The sequence below is a fragment of the Pseudomonas sp. 31 R 17 genome (assembly GCF_900004915.1).
Lineage (GTDB): Bacteria > Pseudomonadota > Gammaproteobacteria > Pseudomonadales > Pseudomonadaceae > Aquipseudomonas > Aquipseudomonas orientalis_A.
In genome coordinates this window covers 185,049-206,794 of record NZ_CVTN01000079.1, presented here as the reverse complement: position 1 = coordinate 206,794, position 21,746 = coordinate 185,049, and the positions used below count along the sequence as shown (strand labels likewise).

Annotated in this window: 19 protein-coding genes and 1 tRNA gene; all 20 read right to left on the bottom strand. The window is 59.9% G+C overall.

Features of this window, described 5'->3' with window-relative positions:
- Positions 1 to 242 precede the first annotated feature (242 nt).
- Entirely contained in the window at positions 243 to 1,301 is a 1,059-nt protein-coding gene (gene nadA / locus BFP89_RS22440) for a quinolinate synthase NadA (protein WP_065887616.1), read from the bottom strand.
- A 257-nt stretch (positions 1,302 to 1,558) separates the two neighbouring features.
- Complete coding sequence (locus BFP89_RS22435) at positions 1,559 to 2,026, bottom strand: SRPBCC family protein (RefSeq protein WP_065887615.1); 468 nt, start codon at positions 2,024 to 2,026, stop codon at positions 1,559 to 1,561.
- 20 nt (positions 2,027 to 2,046) lie between these two features.
- Positions 2,047 to 5,523: an amino acid adenylation domain-containing protein gene (locus BFP89_RS22430; protein WP_065887614.1), complete on the bottom strand. Its 3,477-nt coding sequence runs from the start codon at positions 5,521 to 5,523 to the stop codon at positions 2,047 to 2,049.
- A 12-nt stretch (positions 5,524 to 5,535) separates the two neighbouring features.
- Positions 5,536 to 6,465 carry a diiron oxygenase gene (locus BFP89_RS22425; RefSeq protein ID WP_065887613.1) on the bottom strand — a complete coding sequence of 310 codons (930 nt, stop codon included), beginning with the start codon at positions 6,463 to 6,465 and terminating at the stop codon, positions 5,536 to 5,538.
- A gap of 25 nt (positions 6,466 to 6,490) precedes the next feature.
- A complete protein-coding gene (locus BFP89_RS22420) occupies positions 6,491 to 6,838 on the bottom strand; it encodes a DUF4437 domain-containing protein (protein WP_065887612.1) in 348 nt (115 codons plus the stop codon).
- Entirely contained in the window at positions 6,835 to 7,611 is a 777-nt protein-coding gene (locus BFP89_RS22415) for a DUF3050 domain-containing protein (protein WP_065887611.1), read from the bottom strand. Before BFP89_RS22415 ends, BFP89_RS22420 begins: the two co-directional genes overlap by 4 nt.
- A 459-nt stretch (positions 7,612 to 8,070) precedes the next feature.
- The gene (locus tag BFP89_RS22410) at positions 8,071 to 9,615 is read right to left on the bottom strand and encodes an MDR family MFS transporter (RefSeq protein WP_065887610.1); all 1,545 of its coding nucleotides are present in this window, start codon (positions 9,613 to 9,615) and stop codon (positions 8,071 to 8,073) included.
- The gene (locus tag BFP89_RS22405) at positions 9,608 to 10,780 is read right to left on the bottom strand and encodes an HlyD family secretion protein (protein ID WP_065887609.1); all 1,173 of its coding nucleotides are present in this window, start codon (positions 10,778 to 10,780) and stop codon (positions 9,608 to 9,610) included. Before BFP89_RS22405 ends, BFP89_RS22410 begins: the two co-directional genes overlap by 8 nt.
- On the bottom strand, positions 10,777 to 12,279 hold the full coding sequence (locus BFP89_RS22400) for an efflux transporter outer membrane subunit (RefSeq protein ID WP_065887608.1): 1,503 nt from the start codon (positions 12,277 to 12,279) through the stop codon (positions 10,777 to 10,779). The genes BFP89_RS22405 and BFP89_RS22400 overlap by 4 nt, the downstream gene beginning before the upstream one ends.
- 208 nt (positions 12,280 to 12,487) lie before the next feature.
- Entirely contained in the window at positions 12,488 to 13,228 is a 741-nt protein-coding gene (locus BFP89_RS22395) for an AraC family transcriptional regulator (RefSeq protein WP_065887607.1), read from the bottom strand.
- A 1-nt stretch (position 13,229) separates the two neighbouring features.
- Positions 13,230 to 14,924, bottom strand: coding sequence for a 2-isopropylmalate synthase (gene leuA / locus BFP89_RS22390; RefSeq protein ID WP_065887606.1), 1,695 nt, complete (start codon positions 14,922 to 14,924; stop codon positions 13,230 to 13,232).
- A gap of 374 nt (positions 14,925 to 15,298) precedes the next feature.
- Positions 15,299 to 15,374 (bottom strand) — tRNA-Lys (locus tag BFP89_RS22385).
- Between the two features lie 121 nt (positions 15,375 to 15,495).
- Positions 15,496 to 16,143, bottom strand: a complete 648-nt coding sequence (gene queE, locus BFP89_RS22380; RefSeq protein ID WP_065887605.1) for a 7-carboxy-7-deazaguanine synthase QueE — start codon at positions 16,141 to 16,143, stop codon at positions 15,496 to 15,498.
- Positions 16,144 to 16,307: 164 nt separating this feature from the next.
- Positions 16,308 to 17,153, bottom strand: a complete 846-nt coding sequence (gene ybgF, locus BFP89_RS22375; RefSeq protein WP_065887604.1) for a tol-pal system protein YbgF — start codon at positions 17,151 to 17,153, stop codon at positions 16,308 to 16,310.
- Between the two features lie 6 nt (positions 17,154 to 17,159).
- Positions 17,160 to 17,660 (bottom strand): peptidoglycan-associated lipoprotein Pal, encoded by a 501-nt coding sequence (gene pal, locus BFP89_RS22370; RefSeq protein WP_003193861.1) that lies wholly within the window; start codon positions 17,658 to 17,660, stop codon positions 17,160 to 17,162.
- Positions 17,661 to 17,715: 55 nt separating this feature from the next.
- On the bottom strand, positions 17,716 to 18,996 hold the full coding sequence (tolB, locus tag BFP89_RS22365; RefSeq protein ID WP_065887603.1) for a Tol-Pal system beta propeller repeat protein TolB: 1,281 nt from the start codon (positions 18,994 to 18,996) through the stop codon (positions 17,716 to 17,718).
- A 17-nt stretch (positions 18,997 to 19,013) separates the two neighbouring features.
- Positions 19,014 to 20,087 carry a cell envelope integrity protein TolA gene (tolA, locus tag BFP89_RS22360; RefSeq protein ID WP_065887602.1) on the bottom strand — a complete coding sequence of 358 codons (1,074 nt, stop codon included), beginning with the start codon at positions 20,085 to 20,087 and terminating at the stop codon, positions 19,014 to 19,016.
- Complete coding sequence (gene tolR, locus BFP89_RS22355; RefSeq protein WP_161793227.1) at positions 20,087 to 20,539, bottom strand: protein TolR; 453 nt, start codon at positions 20,537 to 20,539, stop codon at positions 20,087 to 20,089. The genes tolA and tolR overlap by 1 nt, the downstream gene beginning before the upstream one ends.
- Positions 20,540 to 20,562: 23 nt before the next feature.
- Positions 20,563 to 21,258, bottom strand: a complete 696-nt coding sequence (tolQ, locus tag BFP89_RS22350; protein WP_034115768.1) for a protein TolQ — start codon at positions 21,256 to 21,258, stop codon at positions 20,563 to 20,565.
- 1 nt (position 21,259) lies between these two features.
- A complete protein-coding gene (gene ybgC, locus BFP89_RS22345; RefSeq protein WP_003175800.1) occupies positions 21,260 to 21,715 on the bottom strand; it encodes a tol-pal system-associated acyl-CoA thioesterase in 456 nt (151 codons plus the stop codon).
- Positions 21,716 to 21,746 lie beyond the last annotated feature (31 nt).

The following is a 21,746-nucleotide window of genomic DNA, read 5'->3' as shown; positions in this document are numbered from 1 at the left end:
CCGCCGCAATGGGCCATCCATGGCCCAGTGCGGCTAACCCGGCGTCCTGCCGGGTTACCCACGAATTCAAGCCTGCGTTCGGCCAGCGTGGTTTAACGGGGCGCCTAGGATCAAAAGCAGATCAAGATCAAGAACGACTCGCTTCGCATCGTGGTTACAGTTGAGCGCTACAGAGTTGTGTCGATACCTATGGCCATCGGGGGCTTGCCCCCTCCCACAGTTTTTACCCAGGCAGTCTTGAATCAGGCGTTACCGGCGAGCTTGAGGCGTGCAGCCTGGGTGAAGTCGAGCATGCGCTTGAGCGGCCGCACCGCCTGCGGGATCACCGAAGGCTCGACGAATATCTCGTTACTGCCCTCGCGCAGGCACTGCAACGTACGTTCCAGCGTATTCATCGCCATCCACGGACAGTGCGCGCAGCTGCGGCACGCGGCGCCGTTGCCGGCGGTAGGCGCTTCGATGAAGACTTTGTCCGGGCACAGCTGCTGCATCTTGTAGAAGATGCCGCGGTCGGTGGCGACAATGAACGTCTTGTTCGGCAGGCGCTGGGCTGCCGCAATCAACTGGCTGGTGGAACCGACGGCGTCCGCCAGCTCGATCACCGAGGTCGGCGATTCCGGGTGCACCAGGATCGCCGCGTCCGGATAAAGCGCTTTCATGTCTTCGAGCTGCTTGGACTTGAACTCTTCGTGGACGATGCAGGCACCGTCCCACAGCAGCATGTCGGCGCCGGTCTGGCGCTGGATGTAGGTGCCCAGGTGCTTGTCCGGGCCCCAGATAATCGTCTCGCCGTTGTCCATCAGGCTTTCGACGATCTCCAGCGCGCAACTGGACGTCACCACCCAATCGGCGCGGGCTTTGACCGCCGCCGAGGTATTGGCGTAGACCACCACCGTGCGCTCGGGGTGCTGGTCACAGAACGCGGAGAATTCGTCCACCGGGCAACCCAGGTCCAGGGAGCAGGTCGCTTCCAGGGTCGGCATCAGGATACGTTTTTCCGGGGTCAGAATCTTTGCGGTTTCGCCCATGAACCGTACCCCCGCCACCAGCACGGTTTTGGCTGGGTGCGCGGCGCCGAAGCGCGCCATTTCCAGGGAGTCGGAAACACAACCGCCGGTCTCTTCGGCCAGCGCCTGAATCACCGGGTCGCAATAAAAGTGGGCAACCAGCACCGCGTCCTGAGCCTTGAGCTCGGCGGCGATGGCGGCACGCAGGCTCGCTTCCTCATCGGCACTGAGGGCCTTGGGCTGCTTGGCGTCGAGATGGGCTTGAACCAGTAGGCGTTCGGAAATGTGCGTCATGTTCGCAAGACCTGCAGGCGCAGTAGCGCGAAAGTCGAGTGTACCACCGGCTCTGGAGCCCTTCGGGCGCCGCCGGACGAAGTGTGTGTTCATCAAGCACGGGTAAAGCTGAAGCTGCGCAAGGCTACAGAATATCGAATGGATTCAAAAGCCTAATCTGGCAGTACGCGGGCATTTTGCGGGGGGAGTACGGCGGGTTCAAAGCCCCGCGAATACCGCTGATCCAACGGTACTCACAGGGCGGCACACCTGAAGCGTCAGGCAAACAGCTTCTGCACGTTGCTCATCGCATCATCGGCAAACCCTTGCAGGAACGCCTCGAACGCCGGCACGTCCTCCGGGCCGCCGGTATAGGGCTGGCCAATGATGGTCCAGGTCGCCAGGCTTTGATTCGCACCTTGCGGCTCCACTTGCATGACGGCCCACAGGTTGCCGATATTCAGCGAGGTGTAGATCAGCGACCAGGTCATGGTCATGCCTTCGTTGTCATGGCTGTTGAGTTGCTCGATCACCACATTGCCGTCCTTGAACAGCTTCTTGCGTACCGAGCGCACGCCCTCGCCGGTCATTTCGATGTGGGACAACGCCGGGATGAATTTGGCGAAACCGGAAAAGTCTCCGACGATATTCCACACGCTGCGCGCGTCGCCATTGACCGTGACGCTGGCGACCACAGGGTTGCCCACGGGGTTGCGTACCAGGGTATCGGGTTCAAAATGTTGCATGGGACAGCTCCTTTTTTTGCTTAGATGAAATCGATTTGCTTGAGGTAGTCGCAGCCTTTTTGCAGCAGCGCACTGTTTTTGGCCGGGTAGTCTTCACCCATGCTACGGATGCCTGAGAGCGCATTGTGGTACTCGATCATCGAGATATCGCCGATGTCCTCTTCAAAGCCATTGAGGTAAAAGCCGACGACACCGAATAACGCATTGTCACTGTCGATCGCCGACAGGCGCTGCTGCCATTGTGTCACCGGGACCATCTGGAAATCGTGACCAGCGGCGCGAAACGCCTCCAGGTAATGCGCCCAGCTCAAGGGCAACGGGTTGTGCAGGTTGAAGACCGCCTTGGAGCGGTTATGCCGGCTGGCGTGAAACGCGATGAAGCGAGCCAGGAAGTCCACCGGCATCAGGTCGAAGTTCAGCGCCAGCTCAGGCACTTCCTTAAGCTGCAATGACCCCTTGAGCATCAGCATCAAGCGGTTCTGATGGGGCTGGCACACCCCGGTCCGCGTATTGAAGGCAATGTTTCCCGGACGATAGAGGTTCACCCACACCCCCGACTCACTGGCGTTCCACAAGATGCGCTCGGCCACCCACTTGGACAGGTTGTAGCCATTGCGAATGTAGATCGGCGGTGTGAACGCCGGTGGTTCTTCCAGCACGCGCCCCTGTGCATCCACCGTGCTGGACGCGGACAAGGTGGAGATGAAATTGAACACCTTCTTGCTGCGCCCCTCACACAGTTGCAGGCATTCCAGCACGGGCGTGACGTTGTCCTTGACCAGCGATTCATAGTCGAGCACGTGGTTGACGTTGGCCGCGTTATAGATCAACACGCCGTATTCACGGTCCAGCCACTCGTAGTCCGCTTCCGACAGGCCCAGGCGAGGCTGGCTGATATCGGCCGCCAACACCCGCACCCGGCTCAGGTCAAGGTGCTCGAGGCGGTTCTGAATCAACGCCTGTTCGAAACGCTGCTGAGCGCTCATCCCCCCCGACTCGCGCACCAGGCAGGCCACTTCGGTGCTGCCCAGTTCCAGCAGTGCTTCAACGATGTGCACACCCAGAAACCCGTTGGAGCCGGTGACGATGACTTTATGCAGGTTGCCCAGGCGGCTGATCGGCAATACGTCCAGCTCAGGCCGCAGCGTCGCGTCACGCAATGCCTGCGGGCTGACGGTGGCGGTGGCTTCGACGTCCTGGTCGATCAGGTTCGCGAGATTGATCAGCGTCGGCTGTTCGATAAAGCGGTTGATCGAAACCCCTTTGCCGAACATCTCGCGAATGCCCATGAGCATTTGCGACAGCAGGATCGAGTGGCCGCCGAGATTGAAAAAGCTGTCCTCCACGGAGATGTCGGCGCCGGGCATGTCCAGCAGGGTGGACCACAGCCCGAGCAACTGCTCCTGCGTGGGGTTCTGCGGTGCCTGACGCGGCCCTTGGGGTTTGTAGTTCACGGGCAGATTCTTCAAGGCCTTACGGTCGACTTTGCCGTTGGCCGTGGCCGGCAGGCGTTCCAGCAGGCAGTAAGCGCTGGGGCGCATGTAGTCGGGCAAGTGCTTGAGCGCATAAGCCTGCAACTGTTCGCTGGCGGCGTGGCCGTCACCGCCGTGGGACTGGGAGAAAAACGCGAGGATGCGCCGCTGCTGATCGATCACCACCGCCAGCTGACGGAACAACTGGCTTGATTGCAGCAAGTGTTCGATTTCTTCGGGCTCGACACGAAAACCGCGAATCTTCACCTGGTTATCCAGGCGTCCGATGATCTGGATGCCGTCCTCGGTCCAACGCGCCAGGTCGCCGGTGCGGTACAGGCGCAACCGTTGCCCGTCGGGCAATTCATGCAGGCGGTAACGCTCGGCGGTCATTTGCGCGGCGTCCAGATAACCCAGGCCCACCCCCGGCCCGGCGATATGGATCTCACCACTGCCGTTTTGCCCGACCGGCTGCCCCTGCTCATCGAGCAGGTAAATCGCGGTATTGGCAATCGGCACGCCGAGGTTGCGGTTATTGTCGCCTGCCTGGAACGTGCGGCACGTGGCAAGCACCGTGGTCTCGGTCGGGCCGTAAATGTTATGCAACTGGCAGTGCCCCACCAGTTGCTCGATGACATGGGGCTCGCACACATCGCCCCCCGTCACCAGATGCTGCAGGCCGTACAGCGATTCGAGCGCAAGGATGCTGAGCAAGGCCGGTGGCAGGAAGGCGTGAGTCACCTGCTCCTGCTCAATCAACTCGGCCAGCGCGACGGGATCGCGACGCTGGTCCTCGGTGGGGACGATCAGTTCGGCGCCCTGGATCAGCGTGGGGAAGATGTCCAGTAGCGAGGCATCGAAATTGATCGTGGAAAACTGCAACGCACGGCTGTGACGGTCCAGCTCCACATAGCGCGCATACCACGCGCAAAAGTGGCTCAGGTTGTCGACGCTCAGCAAAACGCCCTTGGGTTGCCCGGTGGTGCCCGAGGTATAGATCGCCACACAGGGCGCCGCCCCCGCCAACGGCACGCGCAGCAGACTCTGATCCGGCGCCAGGGCCACGCGGCTGTAGCCTTTGGCGCCATGGTGGAAGAAATCCAGGTGGCTGATGTCCAGGGTCGCCAGGCCCGCGAGCGGGTTGACGGCGTCGGTCTCCTGGATCAGCAAGCTGGCATTGGCATGCTTGAGGATCGCCCCACGACGCTCGGCAGGATGGTTCGGGTCGAGCGGCAGGTACACGGCGCCGCAGCCGATCACCGCCAGGATCGCTGCGTACAGTGCCGAGCCCTTGGGCAAGGAGATGCCGACCACGGTCAGCCCCCCGCCCTGCGCGTGAAGCAAAGGCTGCAAGCGCTCCTGGATGGCCACGCTGTAAGCATGCAGTTGCGCATAGGACATGCCGTGCCCATCGACTTTCAAGGCACTGCGCTCGGCATTGGCCAGCAGACTGTCGGCCAGGCGCTGGACGAAGGGTTGCCGGGCTTCCTGCAGCAACCCGAGGTTGGCAGTCGCATTGTGGCGATGCTGCCAGGCCAGTCGATCCAGCCGGGTCAGGCTCGACAGACTGTCGAGCGCCTTGACCGGCTCACGCGGCGTCTCGAGGTAGTCGGCACTGCGCGAGTAGCGGCCGATGTGCACGCTGGCCATGTCCACCACGTGTGCGATGGCTTCCTGCATCAGGTCGGCGCCATTGCCGGCCGTGTCGGCATCGACTTCACGACGTCCCAGCGTCATCCAGTCGCCCTCCCCCGCACGCCACAGGCATTCAAGGTGCAAGGGCGCGAACACATCGCCGGCATCGTCGGACCGCATCCGTAAGGACAGACGGTGGCACGCAGGATACTGAGGGAACCGCGTCGTGCTGGCGTCATCGATCAGCAGGTCCGGCACCGGTAACCGGGCGTGCTCATTGGCATTGTCAGTGGGCAGCAGATGGGTGGTATGGCCCATCTGCTGCAACTCTTGCGTAAGGCAGGCGAGCGCATGGCTGCGCCCGCACAGAACGATATCAAGATGTCTCATTGAAGTTCTCCTCTAGCGCAAATAATCGGCGAGCGCTTCCTGCATGCAGGGAGCGTCGAGCATGGCGCTGTGTTTGAAGAATCGGACGATGTTGCCCACCAGCGGGTGCGTCGGCGTGATCGGAAAACTCATGCCTTCGACCTCCTCGCGCAGCGCCGCCTTGACAGCAGGGCTCACCGGCAACTGCTCGATCAAGGCGAAATCGAACCCCTGCTGGATTTCGTTCGTCAGGTACTCAGCGAGAAACACCGGCATGATCGCGGCGAGCGTGCGCTTGTCTTCCTCGCTCGCGGTGCGCCAGTAAATGCGCGTCAACTTGGCCCAGAAACCGGAGTGCCGTCCCTCGTCCGCCAAATGGTCTGCCATCAACCCCTTGACCGATGCCTTCACCGAGTCGTCCCGGGCAAATGCCGCGACATCGTTGGTCAAGGTATTTTCGGCCACCGCGACGCAGATCAACTCCACAGCCGCTTTGAGGTGCTCGGGCGCCATCGCCAGGGCTTTGGGAATCGAACGGCTGAGTTCGATTTCCGCAGGCAAGGTGATGGGTTCGATCCCGGTCAGCTCGATGGTCTGTTGCATGTAATCCATCGCCACCAATGCGTGATAGTCCTCATCAACTACCACGGTCATCGCGTCATACCGGCAGGCAAACGGGAAGCGGATGGCGAAGTTATCTTTCGCGATGCTCCTGGCGGTTTTGTCGACGATTTCCGTCTCGAAAATCACCACATCATTAATGAACTTGTACAGGCTTTGAACAAGCACAAAGTGCTGCAAGTGCGCACATTCGCGGATGAACGTTGCGCCCATTACCAGCGGTTGGCGACTGATCGGGAATATTAACTTTTCATCATCTTCCAAACGACGCCTCGGGCGCGTACGAATCGTCGCACGCTCCTCCCACGCTTCGGAAAATGATTGATATTCTTCAGCTCTCATGAAGCGTTCCCTTTGTTCATGATGATCAGTAGTAGTGCACTTCAAACAACAGGCAGCCGTCTTTGGAGTTGAACGGACCGTGCTCGGTGTGCGCCGCCCTGAAGAAGTAAGCGCCATCACGGTACGTCTTCTCGGGACGTTCATTACTGGCCAACTCTGTTTGATCGCCTTCGATCAAGTACACTTCTTCGTGATACTCATGCGTGTAGATTTCACGGGTGCCGCCGCCCGGATGAAAACGCACCAGACGCGTGCGAATACCGGTTTTATTGATGGGGTCCAACGTGTCCTTGAATACCGTCAACGTGATTCCGCGCTCGGACTTGACCTCGAACCATTGGGCCTGGTCCGCTTCGATGATTTCTATGTTCATGCCACGCACTCACTGACATTTTCGCGCATGGCCACGCGCAAGTTGTCCCAAAGCGCCAGGCGACTTTGCACGGCTGCGATGGCCGATTCGTAGACTTCGTCCTGGCGCTGAGCATCACCGTTGACCAGGCGCGCGAGCAGGCTTTCCGCCGCCGGGCCGTGATCTTCGGAGTCGACTTCAATATGGCGTTGCAAGTAGTAGCGGAAGGTCGGGGCGTCGTCGGCGGTGATATCCCAGTCATCAAGAATGCGCTGGAACATCTCCGGAATAACGCTCTCACGCCCATGCAGGAACGCTGCGGCGACACAGTGCGTGGAAGCGTTTATGGCGGTTTCGATGGTGTCGGTCACAAAGGCCGAGGCTGCCAGGCCTGCGCCGCAGCGGTTCAACGCGGTCTGCAGGTCAACACCTTCACGCATCAGTTTGACGAAGAATTCAATCTTGTCGGTGCTGGCGCCGACTTCACGCATAGCGTGCAGGTAGAGTTCGAAGTGGCTGTAGTGACCGCCCTGCAGGTTCTGGTCAGACTCTTCGCCGAGGATGATTTCGTTGATCAAGTGCGCTGCCGCCGGGTCCAGGGGTGGGAGCCATGGCAGTCGAGTACAGGTCAGGTCCTGTTGCAGACGCTTGGCCAGAGACATGAAATCCCACACGGCAAAGACATGGGTTTCCATAAAGGCGCGCAAGACCGGCAATGAATTGATCTCAGCAAAGATCCGATGATTGCCCAGTTCGGTTTTCTTGGCGTTCAAGTGCGACTTTTTATCTTCCATGTTGCTCTCCTCATCAGGCTTAGTTGGGTCCCGACCGTTCGATATAAACCAGCCTGCCTTTTTTCAGGCATGAGCAGGCTTATCTCGCCATTACCGGCCAGCACACTATGTATTTCAGTTGAATTACAGCATGACACTTCGTCGGACCGAGCGGTCAGCCGCCGAAGCAAGACGAAACTTAGAGGAAGTTCATTACGCTCAGCAAGTGTTTTCTCAATAAATAATACAAAATATTTCCGAACTATAAAACATACAACAACAGAAGCCCGATCAAAGTTATAGACATCAACTTTGTCGGGCGTGAGTTTGCCTACCCACCGGATCTGAGCATTTGCAAACTGTATGTCATTGCTAAGTTAGCAAGTCACTAAACTGTCAACAGGCCATTCGCCTTTTCACCATTCAAGTTCCCTCTTGCTCGTTGAGAAGTACCGCGTATCAATTGCGGACTTTATGCATTTAATTCTTTGCTTGTTGACGCAATGCCAATGCCGCCACACCACACAGGATCAACGCGATACAGGACACGTAGAACGCATCGCTGTAGGCCATCAGGTAGGCCTCGCGACGCACCGTATGCATCAGGCTTTCAATCACTTGCTGTTGGGCGGGCATTAGCTGGTTGAAGATGAATGCTTCACTGTCCGCCATGCTGGCGCGCAGGCGCTCCTGCAATGATGGGGAAAACAGGGTGATCGACTCGCCGACGCGCTCGGAATGAAAGCGCTCGCGCATCGCAACGATCTGCGTCAACCCGGCTGTGCCCACGGCGCCCCCCAAATTGCGCAGCATGGAGAACAAGGCGGAAGCCGAACCGGCTTCATCCTTGGCCAACCCGGACACGGCCAACACCGACAACGCCACCATGATCAATGGCTGCCCGATGCCCCGTACCACGGTGGACGGGATGATCACGTTGGCGGCGCTGTCCACGTCCAGATGCGCACCTAGATAGCACCCCAGGGCCATGATGAAAAAGCCGCTGGCAACCATCAGCTTCGGGTTGAGCCACTTCATCAGGCGCGGCATGAACGGTGCCAGCACCAGTTGCACCATGCCGTAGGCAATCAGGCTGATGCCGATTTCGCGCGCGTTGTAGCCCTGCAACTGGGACAGGTAATTGGGTACCAGAAAGACCAGGCCGAACGTGGCCCCGCCAAAAATGAACATCGCCGCGCTCGCCACGCCGAAGTTGTAGCTTTTGAGCAAGCGCAGGTTGATGAAGGAGCGGCTGCCGTAGAGCTGTGACAGCACGAAATACACCAGGGCAATGCCTGCGACCAAGGACATCCACACGATGAAATCGGAGCCGAACCAGTCCTTGCGCCCGCCCTCTTCGAGCACGATCTGCAAACCGCCAAGGCCGACGATCATGGCCAAAATACCGCCCCAGTCGCCGCGCTTGAGCAGGCTCAACTGCATCGGTTTGGCATCGATGGACCACGCCACCGCCAGCAACAGCAGAATGCCGGGGGCCAGTTGCAGGTAGAAAATCCAGCGCCAGGAATAGGCGTCAGTCAGCCAGCCGCCAATCGACGGCCCGGCGGCCTGGGCCACGCTGTTGGACAGGGCGAACAGCGCCATGCCCATGGCGATCTTGCTCGGTGGCAGTTCGGTGATGATCAGTTGGAACGACAACGGGATCAGCACCGCGCCGGCGGCGCCCTGGATGACCCGGATGATGATCATCACTTCCAGGTTGGGCGCCCAGGAACACGCGATGGAAGCCACCAGGAATACAAACGAGCCCACCAGCATCACCCGGCGCAGGGAAAACACCTGCACCAGCCAGGCGGTCAGCGGGATCATGACGATTTCGGCGACCAGATACGCCGTGGAAATCCACGAGCCCTCCTCAAAGGTCGCGCCCAGCGAGCCTTCGATTTCAGGCAGCGCGGCGCTGGTCACGTGTACGTTCATGCCGGCCATGAAACAGCCGAACAGCCCGCCGATCACCGCCACCCAGGCGCGAAAGGAGACGGTTTTCTCGCCGATCTCAGTCATGCTTGGCGTCCTGCACGGCAGGACGGGTATCTACCGTGGTAATCACCGACATGCCCGGCAGAATCGGGCCACCTTCATCGTGCTGATCGATCACGATCTTCACCGGGAAGCGCTGCACGATCTTGGTGAAGTTGCCGGTGGCGTTGTCCGACGGCAGCAGTGCGAACACCGCTCCCGAGCCCGGCGAAAAACTCACCACATGCCCCGTGAGCTTGCGTCCCGAATAGCTGTCGACACTGATGTCCACCGGTTGCCCGGCGCGCATGTCGCGCAGTTGGGTTTCCTTGTAGTTGGCCACCACATAGGCCTGGTGCAAAGGCACCACCGCCAGCAGCGGCAGGCCCGGCGCGACGTACTGGCGCGTGCGCACCTTGCGCTGCCCCACCACCCCGTCGATCGGCGCGCGGATCAAGGTGTCTTCAAGCGCGTTGGTCGCCAGTTTCAACTGCGCCTCGGCCTGGCCGCGCCGGGCTATTTGCTGCTGGAGCGAGGCATCGGCCAATTGGCGCCGGGTAATGGCGACATTCAGCCGGGTTTCCTGCTGGCGTTGCATCGCCCGGGCAATTTCCACCGCAGCGCTGGCCTGGGTGTAACTGGCGGCTGCGCTTTCCAGGCGCTGGGCGCTGGCGGCATGCTCACGGACCAGGCCTTCATAGCGACGCTGATCCAGACCGGCGCGGCGCAACTCCGCTCCCACACTGCGCGTGTGCGCCTCAGCCTGGGCAATACCGGCCTTTTGTTGCGCGATCAGGCTGTCGGTGACTTGCAGGTTGGCCTGCTGGGCGGCAATCGAGGCTTGCGCTTCGGCCAACTCCGCACGGGCCTGGGCCAACCTCGCCTGGTAGTCACGGTCCTCGATGCGCACCAGCACATCGCCGGCCTTGACGGGCTGGTCATCCTCGACCAACACCTGGGCCACGTAGCCCGATACCCGCGGACTGATGGGAATCCAGTCAGCGCGCACGTAGGCATCATCGGTCTGTTCCAGGTAGCGCCCGATGGTCATCCAATACACGCCGAACGCCACTGCCGCGATCAATAAAACAGCACCACCGAGCAGGATCAGGTTGCGTTTGCGGCGTTGCTTGCGGTCGTGCATGAGTTGCTCGACCACCTGCTCCTGCTCATCCTGCACAGTGTTTTTCTCATCAACAGCAATATTCATGGCTGGGTACCGGAAGAATTGACGGAAGCGTGGGTGAGCGCAGCGGTCGGGGCCTGGCTGGAAGCGGACTGCCAGCCGCCGCCCAGGGCGCGAAACAGACTGATCTGGCGCTGCAGCAACTGGCCATCGGCGTCAGCGCGCGTGGCTTGCAGGCGGATCAGCTCACGCTCGCTGTCGAGCACGTCGAGAAAGTCGATGGAGCCGGCGTTGTAATTGAACTGCGCGAGCCTGTAGGCGTGCTGACTGCTCTCCAGCGCCTGGCTCAGGGCGGCGTGGCGCTGGCGCTCGCCGTCGTACAACGCCAGTGACTGGCGCACGTCCTTGAGGGCGTTGAGCACGCTGGCCTCGAATTGCGCGACCTGCACCTGCTCGAGCGCCCGGGCCTGGTTGACCCGTGCGCGATTGGCACGCCAGTTGGGGAACTGCCAGGTGATCAGCGGGCCGATGCCGAACATCACCGCGCTACTGTCGCCCAATTCATGGGGTTTGCTGGCCGAGGAAGACACTGACGCACCAAAGGTCACCTTCGGATACAGGTCGGCCTGGACGATATCCACTTGTAACGTGGCTGCCTGCAATGCCCGCTCGGCCTGGCGAATATCCGGGCGGCGCGCCAGTAATTGCCAGCCGTCCCCCACCGGCAGCGCGGCGGCGAGTTGCGGCACCACTTCGCAGGTCGCCGCGCCTGAGCCTTGCTCCAGGTCCGCCACGCCAGTCAGCATCGCCAGCTCATACAACGCGGCCTGGCGACGCGCCTCCAGCATCGGCAGCAAGGCCAGGGTTTCGCCCTGCAATGCCTGCATGCGGCTGTATTCAAGATCCGTGACCACGCCTGCCTGACGCTGGCGATCGGTCAGTGCCAGGCTGTGCCCGACCACTTCCAGTGAATGGCGCTGCACCTTGGCGCGTGCGCCCAGGGCACAGGCATTCACGTAAGCGCGAGTGGTTTGCGCAGCGACCGTGATACGCAGCAGGTCCTCGGCGTCCTGGGCCGCCGCCGCCTGCACCTGCGCCCGCTCGATACTGCGCTGGACCTGGCCCCACACATCCACCTGGTAAGCCAACTCGAAGCCCGGGTTGAACGCCCACTGCGATGGCGCGTGGCTGTCGGTGGCCTTGGCCAGAGTCTGATCATCGGCCGTCTTGCCGTAAACGGCGCCCAGCGAGGCCTGCGTGGACGGCCAGCGCTCGGCGTCGGCCTGCATGATCCCGGCCAGCATCGCCTGAACATGGGCCTGCGCCGCCGCCAGGTCACGGTTGTGCGCCAACGCTTGCTGCACCAGCGCATCGAGTCTGGGGTCGTTGTACAACTGCCACCAACGGTCGGGTAACGCCTGGGCCGATACGCCTTGCGGCAGGCGACTCAAGGCATCGATGCGCTGCGGGTGGGGTTGCGCCGGCGTATGGGCGACCCAGGAGGAACACCCCGTCAACCAGACAACCGCCACGCCCAGGAGCGAAAGACGGCAGTGCCGCGCGGAAAAAGAAGGCGAACCCATCGCAGAAATCCAGAGTGCTAAGTAGAGACGCAGATTAAGAGAGCACCGCGTCGCGCATCTCCCGAGTTCCAGACAACCATCGTTTCGATTGGGACAACCTGCGTGCCACCGTTGAATCCTGAGCAACCGCCGGCCGCGCAGACGCAAACATGGCCCTGCGTAGTCGCGGGCCATGTCCAGTGGGAGGGGTGTGAACGCCGGGTGCGGCTCAGACCAGACGGCAGTTGCTCGGTGTATAACCCATGGTGCGTTTGAACATCGCGGTAAAAGCGCTCGGGCTTTGGTAACCATGCTCCAGCGCCACTTCCAGAATGGACACGCCGCAGGCCAGGCGCTGCATGCTCAGCAGCAGCCGCGTGCGCTTGCGCCACTCGCCATAACTCATGCCCAACTCTTTCTGGAACAGCCGAGCCAGGGTGCGCGAACTCATATTGAGTTGCACCGCCCAGCTCTCCAGTTTCGACTCCTGGGAGGGGTTGTCGATAAAGTCGGCACACAGTGATTTGAGGCGCGGTTCGTCCGGGATCGGTACATGGGCCAAGACCCTTTGTGCCCTGTCGAGTTCGGAGAAAATCAGGTCGACAATCTGCACGTGACGCACTACGGCCGACTCACTGTCCGGCACCTCGGACGCAGCGATGATCAACTCGCGCAGCAGTGGCGATACGCGGATGACGTGGCACTCCTCGGTCAAGGCACGGTGGGCGCCGGGGGTGATCAGCAACGTGCGCATGCGCACCTCGCCGGTCATGCGGATCTGATGCTCCTGCCCCGAGGGCACCCACAACGCGTGTCCGGAAGGCACCACCCACGTGGTGCCGACCACCGATACCAGCATCACGCCGTTGATTGCATAGACCAACTGGCCTTCTTCATGTCGATGCGAGGCAACGATGTCACCGTGACCAAAGTTACCGGTGAGCGCCGCCAATGCGGTATGCGCATTCATCTCAGGAAGGCACCGCAGCACTCACCACGCTGAGCAGGCCCAGACGCGATGCGCGGTTGACCGCACTCGTCACCGCCTTGAGGGACGCCAGCAGGATACTGCCATCGCGGGCGGCACCAAACAGCAGCTGGTTGTTCACACGGATCTCCACGTAGGCCAGCGCCTCGGCCTGGGCACCGTCACGGGTGGCATGCTCATGGTAATCGGCGATGTCGAAGTGCACGCCGCGTTGAGCGAAGGCATCCACCAGCGCCGCCAGCGGGCCATTGCCTTCGCCGCTCAAGTCGATGTCCCTCGCACCGCCGGTCAGCGTGCCCTCCAGGTAAGTCACGCTGCCTTCGCTGACCAACTTGGGCTGCAACAACGTGTAAGGGTTGCCCTGATCCAGGTAGTGCCGGGTAAAGCAGGCCAGGATCATCTCGCCGCTGACTTCCTGGCCGGAAGCATCGGCTTCCTGCTGGACCAGGCTGCTGAATTCCATCTGCAACCGGCGCGGCATAACAATGCCATGCTGTTCCAGCAGGTACGCGACGCCGCCTTTGCCCGACTGGCTGTTGACGCGAATCACCGCCTCATAGCTGCGCCCCATGTCGGCCGGATCGATCGGCAGGTACGGCACTTCCCAGCGTCCGTCGGGATTGGCCTGGCGCGCCGCGAAACCTTTTTTGATCGCGTCCTGGTGCGAGCCCGAGAACGCCGTGAACACCAACTCCCCGGCGTAGGGATGGCGCGGGTGCGTGGGCAGTTGGTTGCAGAACTCAACCTCACGCTGCACATGAATGATGTCGGAGAAATCCAGTTGCGGGTCGATGCCGCTGGTGTAGAGGTTCATTGCCAGCGTCAGGATATCCACGTTGCCGGTGCGCTCACCGTTGCCGAACAAGGTGCCCTCGACACGCTCGGCCCCGGCCAGGCAAGCCTGCTCGGCCGTCGCCACTCCGGTGCCGCGATCGTTATGCGGGTGAACACTGATGACCACGCTGTCGCGCCGGCTGAAATGTCGGCAAAACCACTCGATCTGATCGGCGAAGACGTTCGCCGTGGAGACTTCCACGGTGGTCGGCAGATTCAGGATCATTTTGTTCGACGGCGTCGGCCCAAACGCATCCGTCACCGCCTCGCAGACCTCCAGCGCGAAGTCCAGTTCGGTAAAGCAGAAAGTTTCGGGAGAATACTGGAACGTCCATTGCGTATCTGGATTGTTGTCCATGTGACGCTTGATTTCACGCGTTGCCTGGGTGGCGATGTCGATGCAGCCGGCGCGGTCGACGCCGAACACCACTTCGCGAAACACCGGGGCGGTGGCGTTGTACACGTGCACAATCGCTCGCGGTGCGCCCTTCAAGGCCTCAAAGGTGCGCTCGATCAAATGACTGCGCGCCTGCGTCATCACCTGGATAGTCACATCGTCGGGAATCGCGCCACTGTCGATCAGTTCACGCACGTAATCGAAATCGGTCTGGGATGCAGCGGGAAACCCCACCTCGATCTCCTTGAAACCCACCTTCACCAGCAGCTCGAAGAAGCGACGCTTGCGCTCGGCATTCATGGGTTCGATCAGCGCCTGGTTACCATCACGCATATCGACACTGCACCAGGTCGGCGCCGCAGCCTGCACGACACTGGGCCATTGGCGGTCCGGCAGATCGACGGTGGTGAAATGGCGGTATTTGCTGGAAGGGTCCTTGAGCATCATGCGGCTTCTCCTTTTTAGAACTGATCGTCGGTTGCCTGGGCAGCCTCGCTGACCGTGCTCGACATTGGATCCAATACTAAACAAAGAAAGCTTGGCATGAATTGCGTATTTGAGTCGACAAGGTGAAGAAAAATACACAAACAACCAATATCTATAAAAATATTGGTGAATTCTTTCAACTTGTCTATTTTAAGAGCAATAACTTTGAGGGATCGGCACAGGGGCGAGACAAAAGATGGTGTATCGGCTGAGCAGCGAGATGAATCGATCACGGCGCAATGCGTATCGATTGGGTGACGCGGAATGACAGGCAAAAAAAAACCCGGAAATCCTCACTTGCGTGGGCCTTCCGGATTTTCTAAACCGCCAAAAAATGGTGGGTCGTGTGGGATTCGAACCTACGACCAATTGGTTAAAAGCCAACTGCTCTACCAACTGAGCTAACGACCCGCTGTGTGGTGGCGCGTATAATACTGATTTCTAAGGATTATTCAACACCTTATTTGAAATAAATCAGAAAAAACCCATTGAAGCCAAAAATGGCGCGGTTTGAAGGCCTTCCACAGCCGTCTCAGCGACCTGGTTCGTCATTCCACAGGTATTTGTGCAACTGCAACTGCAGGCGTACCGGCAGGTTATCCGCCACTACCCAGTCCGCAAGATCGCGTGCGTTGAGGTCGTGATGACTTGGGGAAAACAGCACCTCCCCCGCTCGATGCTCAAGGCCGAACTGGATAAGCTTGGAAGTCGCCCAGTCATAATCGTCGCGAGAGCAAATGACGAACTTGACCTGATCGTTGGCCGTCAGCAAGTCCATGTTCTCGTAGCGATTGCGATGGGCTTCCTTGGAGTCAGGGGTTTTTAGATCGACGACCCGACTGACACGCGGATCTACCGCAGAGATGTCCAAGGCGCCGCTGGTTTCCAGGGAGACCTCGTAACCGGCATCACACAACTGCTTGAGCAAGGGGATGGCATTGGGTTGCGCCAACGGCTCGCCGCCCGTTACACAGACGTAGCGCGGCCGGTAACCGGCAACCTGCTCCAGGATGTCATCCAGGGTGCGAACGGTGCCGCCGCTGAAGGCATAGGCGCTGTCACAGTATTGGCAACGCAAGGGGCAGCCGGTGAGCCGTACGAATACGGTGGGCAGGCCGGCAGTGCGCGTTTCACCCTGCAACGAGTAAAAAACTTCGGTAATACGTAATGTGTCTTGCATAGTCGCCACGGGCGTAACAGCTAAACAGGCTGTCCGCCTCCGTCAGGCACTTCAAGGGATTGCGCCAACGCGTCAACCCCAGGAAGCGTGTTTCATAAAAGGGCGTGGATTCTAACGAAAAAACCCGCGCCAGGCGCGGGTTTCTTCTAAACGGGCTGCATTGCCTACAAGCGTTGCAGGTCCCGCTGGGCCAACTGCGCGGCGGAGGTGCCCGGATACTGGGCAACCACCTGCTGCAGAATGCCTTTGACCTTGTCGGTATGACCCAGGCGGCGTTCTACGTCAGCCAGCTTGTACAGCGAGTCAGGCACCTTGGCATGCTTGGGGTACAGCTGGCTGACCTTGGCAAACGCCTGGCCCGCCCCCTGCAAATCACCTTTCGCCAGGTTGACCTCACCCAACCAGTACTGGGCATTGCCCGCGTACTGGCTGTTCGGGTACTTGCGCAGGAACGCGGTAAAGGCCTGGCTGGCCTTATCGAAGTCCTTGGCCTTGATCAGGTCGAAGGCTGCATCGTAATACAGTTTTTCCTTCGCCGGATCGCCCGGTTCGCTGCTCGCGGCAGGGGCAGCTGCTGCGGCCCCCGCTGCTGCGCCACCGGCAGCGGCACCACCGGCAGCGGCACTGGGCGCGCCACCGGTAGAAGAATTATCAGGAGTAGCGGCAGGTGCAACACCGGCTCCAATACGTCGATCAAGATCTTGGTAACGCTCCAGGCCTTCTTGCTTGAGTTGGTTCACTTGATTCTGCAGAACTTCAATGGCGCCTTGTTGCTGGGCCAATTGATCCTGCATGCGTTGCAGCTGGTTGAACAGCTCGCCCTGTGCCGAGGGCGCGGCCGTAGCCGCGCCCCCAGCATAGGCGCCGTTCGTGCCATAACCTGCTGGCGGATAACTGCTGCCGCTATTGTTATAGCCAGAGTTGCTATCCGTTACAGGAACCGCAGCCCACACCGCAAGCGGTGCGAGGCTGAGAGCCAATACAGTCAGAGCACGACGGCACGTTCGCATGACGAATTACTTACGCAGTTCGACGCGACGGTTCTGAGCCCACGACTGCTCGTCGTTGCCAGTTGCAACTGGACGCTCTTTACCGTAGGAAACCAGTTCCAGTTGGCCTGGAGCAACACCTTGCAGTACCAGGTAGCGCTGAACGGCTTTCGCACGACGCTCGCCCAGAGCCATGTTGTACTCACGAGTACCACGGGCGTCAGTGTTACCTTCCAGAACAACGCGAGCGCCGTTAGCTTTCAGGTCCTTGGCGTGAACGTCCAGAGCGCGCATGGCTTCTGGCTTCAGGTCCGAACTGTCGTATTCGAAGTAGAAAGTGGTGATCGCGCGCAGAGCAGCTTCTTCGCTCAGGGAGCCGTCGACTGCACCAGTGTTAGCGCCGTAACCAGCGTTTGGATCAACAGCTGCGCCTTCACCGGCATTGTCGCCGCCTTTAGAGGAGCAACCAACGGCTACGGACAGAGCCAGAGCCAGAGCAGCAAACTTACCAAACTTCAGCATTTCCATCGTGAAACTCCTAATGAACCCCAGTGTGTTAAGTACTTCTTTTTGTAGCGCCGCGTCAGTTCAGGTAAGGGGACCAGGATGGTTCTCTGACTTCGCCTTGTGCGGTAGGAAGCGGGAGCCTTACGCGTCCGTTGATGGACACGAGCATCAAGACTCCCCGGCCCTGCTGGCGGGTGGCGTAGATTACCATGGTGCCGTTGGGCGCAACAGTGGCTGACTCATCAAGGTTGGTATCTGTAAGGATTTTCACGGTTCCGCGCTGCAAATCCTGGGCCGCAACCCGGAAATTAGTGAAACCATCCTGACGGTGAATCATTACCAACGTCTTTTCATCGGCCGAAAGCTTGGGATTGGCGTTGTAGTTACCGATAAAGGTCACACGTTCCGCGCCGCCACCGTTCACATTTGCCTTGTAGACCTGAGGCTTGCCGCCACGGTCAGAGGTGAAGTAGATGGTCGAACCATCTTTACCCCAGAACGGTTCGGTGTTGATACCCGGGCCGCTGGTCACACGCGAGAGCTGACGCGAGGCCATGTTCATCACGTAGATATCCGGGTTGCCGTCCTTGGACAGCACGAATGCCAGGCGCGAACCATCCGGCGACCAGGCCGGTGCACCGTTGAGGCCTTCGAAGTTGGTGATCTGCTCGCGACGGCCGGTATCAATGTGCTGGACGAAGATACGTGGACGCTTCTGTTCGAACGATACGTAGGCAATACGCTTGCCGTCCGGCGCGAAGCGCGGCGACAGGATGGGCTCACGGGACTGCAGCAAGGTCACCGCACGCGCACCGTCGTAGTCCGAACGCTGCAGGGTGTAGCGGGTGTTGTCGACAGAGAAACGCTCAGCGGTCACATACAACAGGCGCGTGGAGAACGCCCCCTTGATACCGGTGAGTTTTTCAAACGACTGGTCCGAAATGTAGTGGGCCATGTCACGCAGTTGTTCAGCGGTGCCGGAGACATTGCCGGTCAGGACCTGCTGCTCGGTGGCCACGTTGAACAAGGTGTAGGTGATTTGCAGGCGACCGCCGGCCGGCGTGATGTTGCCGACCATCAGGTACTGCGCGCCCACAGCTTTCCAGTCACGGAACACGACTTCACTGGCCTGGTTGGGCTGGCTGATCATGTTGCCTTTTGGAATCGGTGCGTAGTAGCCGGAGTTGCGCAGGTCGTCGCTGACGATCTGGGCCATGTCATCCGGCAGAACGCTGCCGCCCTGCCAGCCGAACGGTACTACCGCGATCGGGGTGGCCCGATCGCTGCCGCTGGTAACCAGGATGTTCTTTTCATCCGCCGCCGCTATCCCTGCCATACAGCAAATAACGACAAGCATTCCTCGAAGAAGGTTTCTCACAAGGCTAGATCCTCAGGTGTGAATGTCATCTTGAATGAACGATAGGGAGCGAAGTCGCTTGGTTTCATTCCCTGCATCTCGGTCAACCGGCCAATATTCTTGACTGCGGCAACCGCCGAACTGTCGAACGAACCGTCACCACTGGACTTGGCCACGCTGACCGAAGTCACCGTACCGTCCGGCAACATGCCGATCTGCAGCACTACTGTCATGCCTTTACGTGCCGAAGGTGGACGTGTCCAGCCTTCCGCTGCCCGCGCCCGGATCAGGTCGTCAAAACTGCCCGCGACTTCATCGCCACGTTCATCGGCCAAGGCTTGCTGACGCTGCGGCGTGTCGGAAAGCAAATCTGCCAGGGCCTGGGCCTTTTTCTCTTCGGCGGATTTACGGGCTGCTTCCTGGGCCTTTTTCTTGGAGGCGTCGGCGGCAGCTTTCTTCTTCGCGTCGTCGGCGACTTTCTTCTTCGCCTCGTCTGCTTCAGCTTTTTTCTTGGCGTCTTCGGCGGCTTTCTTCTTCGCGTCTTCGACGATCTTTTTCTTGGCTTCCTCAGCGGCCTTTTTCTTGGCCTCTTCTTCGGCAGCTTTCTTGGCTTCTTCTTCGGACTTCTTCTTGGCTATATCAGCCAATTGTTTCTCTTCGGCCTTTTTGGCTTCGGCAGCTTTCTCGGACTTCTTGGCTTCATCAGCCTTTTTCGCCTCGTCGGCTTTCTTCGCTTCGTCAGCCTTTTTCGATTCCTCGGCCTTTTGAGCCGCCTCTTCTTTCTTTTGTTCCGCAGCAGCCTTCACCGCTTCCTGCTCGACCTTCTTCTGTTCCATCTGCTCGACTTCGGTCTGGCGCGCAGCCGACTTCTGGGCCTCACCCGCAATCTTCTGATTGGTCTGGGTGGTGGCCTGACTTTTCGATTTCAGCTGATACAGGGTCGCCTGCACGATCGGCTTGGCTGGCGGCAGGTCCGGGGTCATGGCAAAGCTGACAAACAGCATGCCGAACACCAGGACGTGCAGGGCAATTGCCCAGACGCTAGGCCAGAAGAAGCTTTCCGAGGCGGACGGCTCTCGCTGTTGCTGCATCAGGGCGCCTCGGTAATCAAGCCAACGTTACCCACGCCGGCCTTCTGCAGCCCGCCCATGGCGCCCATGACGGAACCGTAGTCGACCGACTTGTCACCGCGGATGAACACCTGGGTGTGCTTGCCGCCTTCGTTGCCGGAGCGAATGATCTTGGTCACGGCATCGGTCATCGCCGGCAAGGTCAGGGCCTTGTCCTGCTGTTTTTGCGTGTCGACTTCGCTGCCAAGGTTCCAGTAGTAGGTCTTGTCAGCCTTGATCGAAATGGTCAGGACCTGAGTGTTGTTGTCCTGCGGCAAGGCTTCACTGGAAACCTTGGGCAGATCAACCTTCACGCCCTGGTTGAGCATCGGCGCGGTCACCATGAAGATAACCAGCAGCACCAGCATCACGTCGATGTAGGGCACTACGTTCATCTCGGCGACCGGCTTGCGCTTTTTGCGAGCTCGAGCGATTAAAGCCATTGGGAATTACCTGCTTATTCTTCGCTGGTGTGCACTTTACGGTGCAGGATCGCCTGGAATTCATCGGCGAAGGTGTAGTAACGGCCGATCAAGGTTTCGCTGGTGGCGGCAAAACGGTTGTAGGCGATTACTGCGGGGATAGCGGCGAACAGGCCGATCGCGGTGGCGATCAGGGCTTCGGCAATGCCCGGAGCCACGGTGGCCAGGGTCGCCTGCTGTGCCTGGGCCAGACCCCGGAAGGAGTTCATGATGCCCCATACGGTACCGAACAGGCCGATGTACGGGCTGACGGAGCCGACGGTCGCCAGGAACGGCAGGCTTTGCTCCAGCTTCTCTTCTTCGCGGGAGATGGCCACGCGCATGGCTCGGGCCACGCCTTCCATCACGGCTTCCGGGTCAACGCCCGGCTGCTGGCGCAGACGCGAGAATTCCTTGAAGCCGGCGCGGAAGATTTGCTCGACGCCCGAATCCGGGTCCGGATTGCTGCCGGCCTGGCGATACAGCTTGGACAGGTCGATACCCGACCAGAAGCGCTCCTCGAAGCTCTCCAGGGCGCGTCGACCGGCACGCAGCAGGTTGCTGCGCTGAAAAATCATGACCCAAGAGGTAACCGATGCGGCTACCAGGGTCAGCATGACCAATTGCACCACGATACTGGCATTACTGACCAGGCTCCACATCGAGGAATGGTCGACGACGGTAGGTTCCACGCTAAATCTCCTGCTTTGATTGTTTACCCGCGCCGCTCACGGCAGCAAAGGCCGCACGTAGAGTTTCGGGAATGGCCCGAGGTTTCAAACTGTTGGTGCGTACACATGCCACCAGGAACTGCCCCTCACAGAGCAGCGTTGCATCCGTAGCCCGCCTGACCTGCTGCTTGAATCGCAGGCTGGCACGGTTCAATTCGATGACTTCAGCGCTGACCAGCAACTCATCGTCCAGTCGCGCCGGTGCGTGGTAACGCGCCTCGCTGGAATGCACGACGAATAACAGGTCCTCCCCGGCCAGCGTGGATTGGGCAAAGCCCAGCTCCCTTAGCCGCTCGGTTCGAGCCCGTTCCATGAATTTCAGGTAATTGACGTAATAAACGATGCCGCCGGCATCCGTGTCCTCGTAATAAACGCGACAGCGATGTGCGAACGACTGATCCCCGTTTTGCGCGCGCATACTCTAGTGCTTACTCCTCAGGTTGCCAATC

What these genes read in the sequence shown, in the direction of transcription:
- BFP89_RS22415 (WP_065887611.1), bottom strand. Translation starts at nt 7,611, where the DNA reads ATGGAAGATAAAAAGTCGCACTTGAACGCCAAGAAAACCGAACTGGGC.
- leuA (WP_065887606.1), bottom strand. Translation starts at nt 14,924, where the DNA reads ATGATGCTCAAGGACCCTTCCAGCAAATACCGCCATTTCACCACCGTC.
- BFP89_RS22405 (WP_065887609.1), bottom strand. Translation starts at nt 10,780, where the DNA reads ATGAATATTGCTGTTGATGAGAAAAACACTGTGCAGGATGAGCAGGAG.
- BFP89_RS22410 (WP_065887610.1), bottom strand. Translation starts at nt 9,615, where the DNA reads ATGACTGAGATCGGCGAGAAAACCGTCTCCTTTCGCGCCTGGGTGGCG.
- BFP89_RS22400 (WP_065887608.1), bottom strand. Translation starts at nt 12,279, where the DNA reads ATGGGTTCGCCTTCTTTTTCCGCGCGGCACTGCCGTCTTTCGCTCCTG.
- ybgC (WP_003175800.1), bottom strand. Translation starts at nt 21,715, where the DNA reads ATGCGCGCGCAAAACGGGGATCAGTCGTTCGCACATCGCTGTCGCGTT.
- ybgF (WP_065887604.1), bottom strand. Translation starts at nt 17,153, where the DNA reads ATGCGAACGTGCCGTCGTGCTCTGACTGTATTGGCTCTCAGCCTCGCA.
- BFP89_RS22425 (WP_065887613.1), bottom strand. Translation starts at nt 6,465, where the DNA reads ATGAGAGCTGAAGAATATCAATCATTTTCCGAAGCGTGGGAGGAGCGT.
- nadA (WP_065887616.1), bottom strand. Translation starts at nt 1,301, where the DNA reads ATGACGCACATTTCCGAACGCCTACTGGTTCAAGCCCATCTCGACGCC.
- BFP89_RS22420 (WP_065887612.1), bottom strand. Translation starts at nt 6,838, where the DNA reads ATGAACATAGAAATCATCGAAGCGGACCAGGCCCAATGGTTCGAGGTC.
- tolB (WP_065887603.1), bottom strand. Translation starts at nt 18,996, where the DNA reads ATGCTTGTCGTTATTTGCTGTATGGCAGGGATAGCGGCGGCGGATGAA.
- BFP89_RS22430 (WP_065887614.1), bottom strand. Translation starts at nt 5,523, where the DNA reads ATGAGACATCTTGATATCGTTCTGTGCGGGCGCAGCCATGCGCTCGCC.
- BFP89_RS22395 (WP_065887607.1), bottom strand. Translation starts at nt 13,228, where the DNA reads ATGAATGCGCATACCGCATTGGCGGCGCTCACCGGTAACTTTGGTCAC.
- pal (WP_003193861.1), bottom strand. Translation starts at nt 17,660, where the DNA reads ATGGAAATGCTGAAGTTTGGTAAGTTTGCTGCTCTGGCTCTGGCTCTG.
- queE (WP_065887605.1), bottom strand. Translation starts at nt 16,143, where the DNA reads ATGCAAGACACATTACGTATTACCGAAGTTTTTTACTCGTTGCAGGGT.
- tolA (WP_065887602.1), bottom strand. Translation starts at nt 20,087, where the DNA reads ATGCAGCAACAGCGAGAGCCGTCCGCCTCGGAAAGCTTCTTCTGGCCT.
- BFP89_RS22435 (WP_065887615.1), bottom strand. Translation starts at nt 2,026, where the DNA reads ATGCAACATTTTGAACCCGATACCCTGGTACGCAACCCCGTGGGCAAC.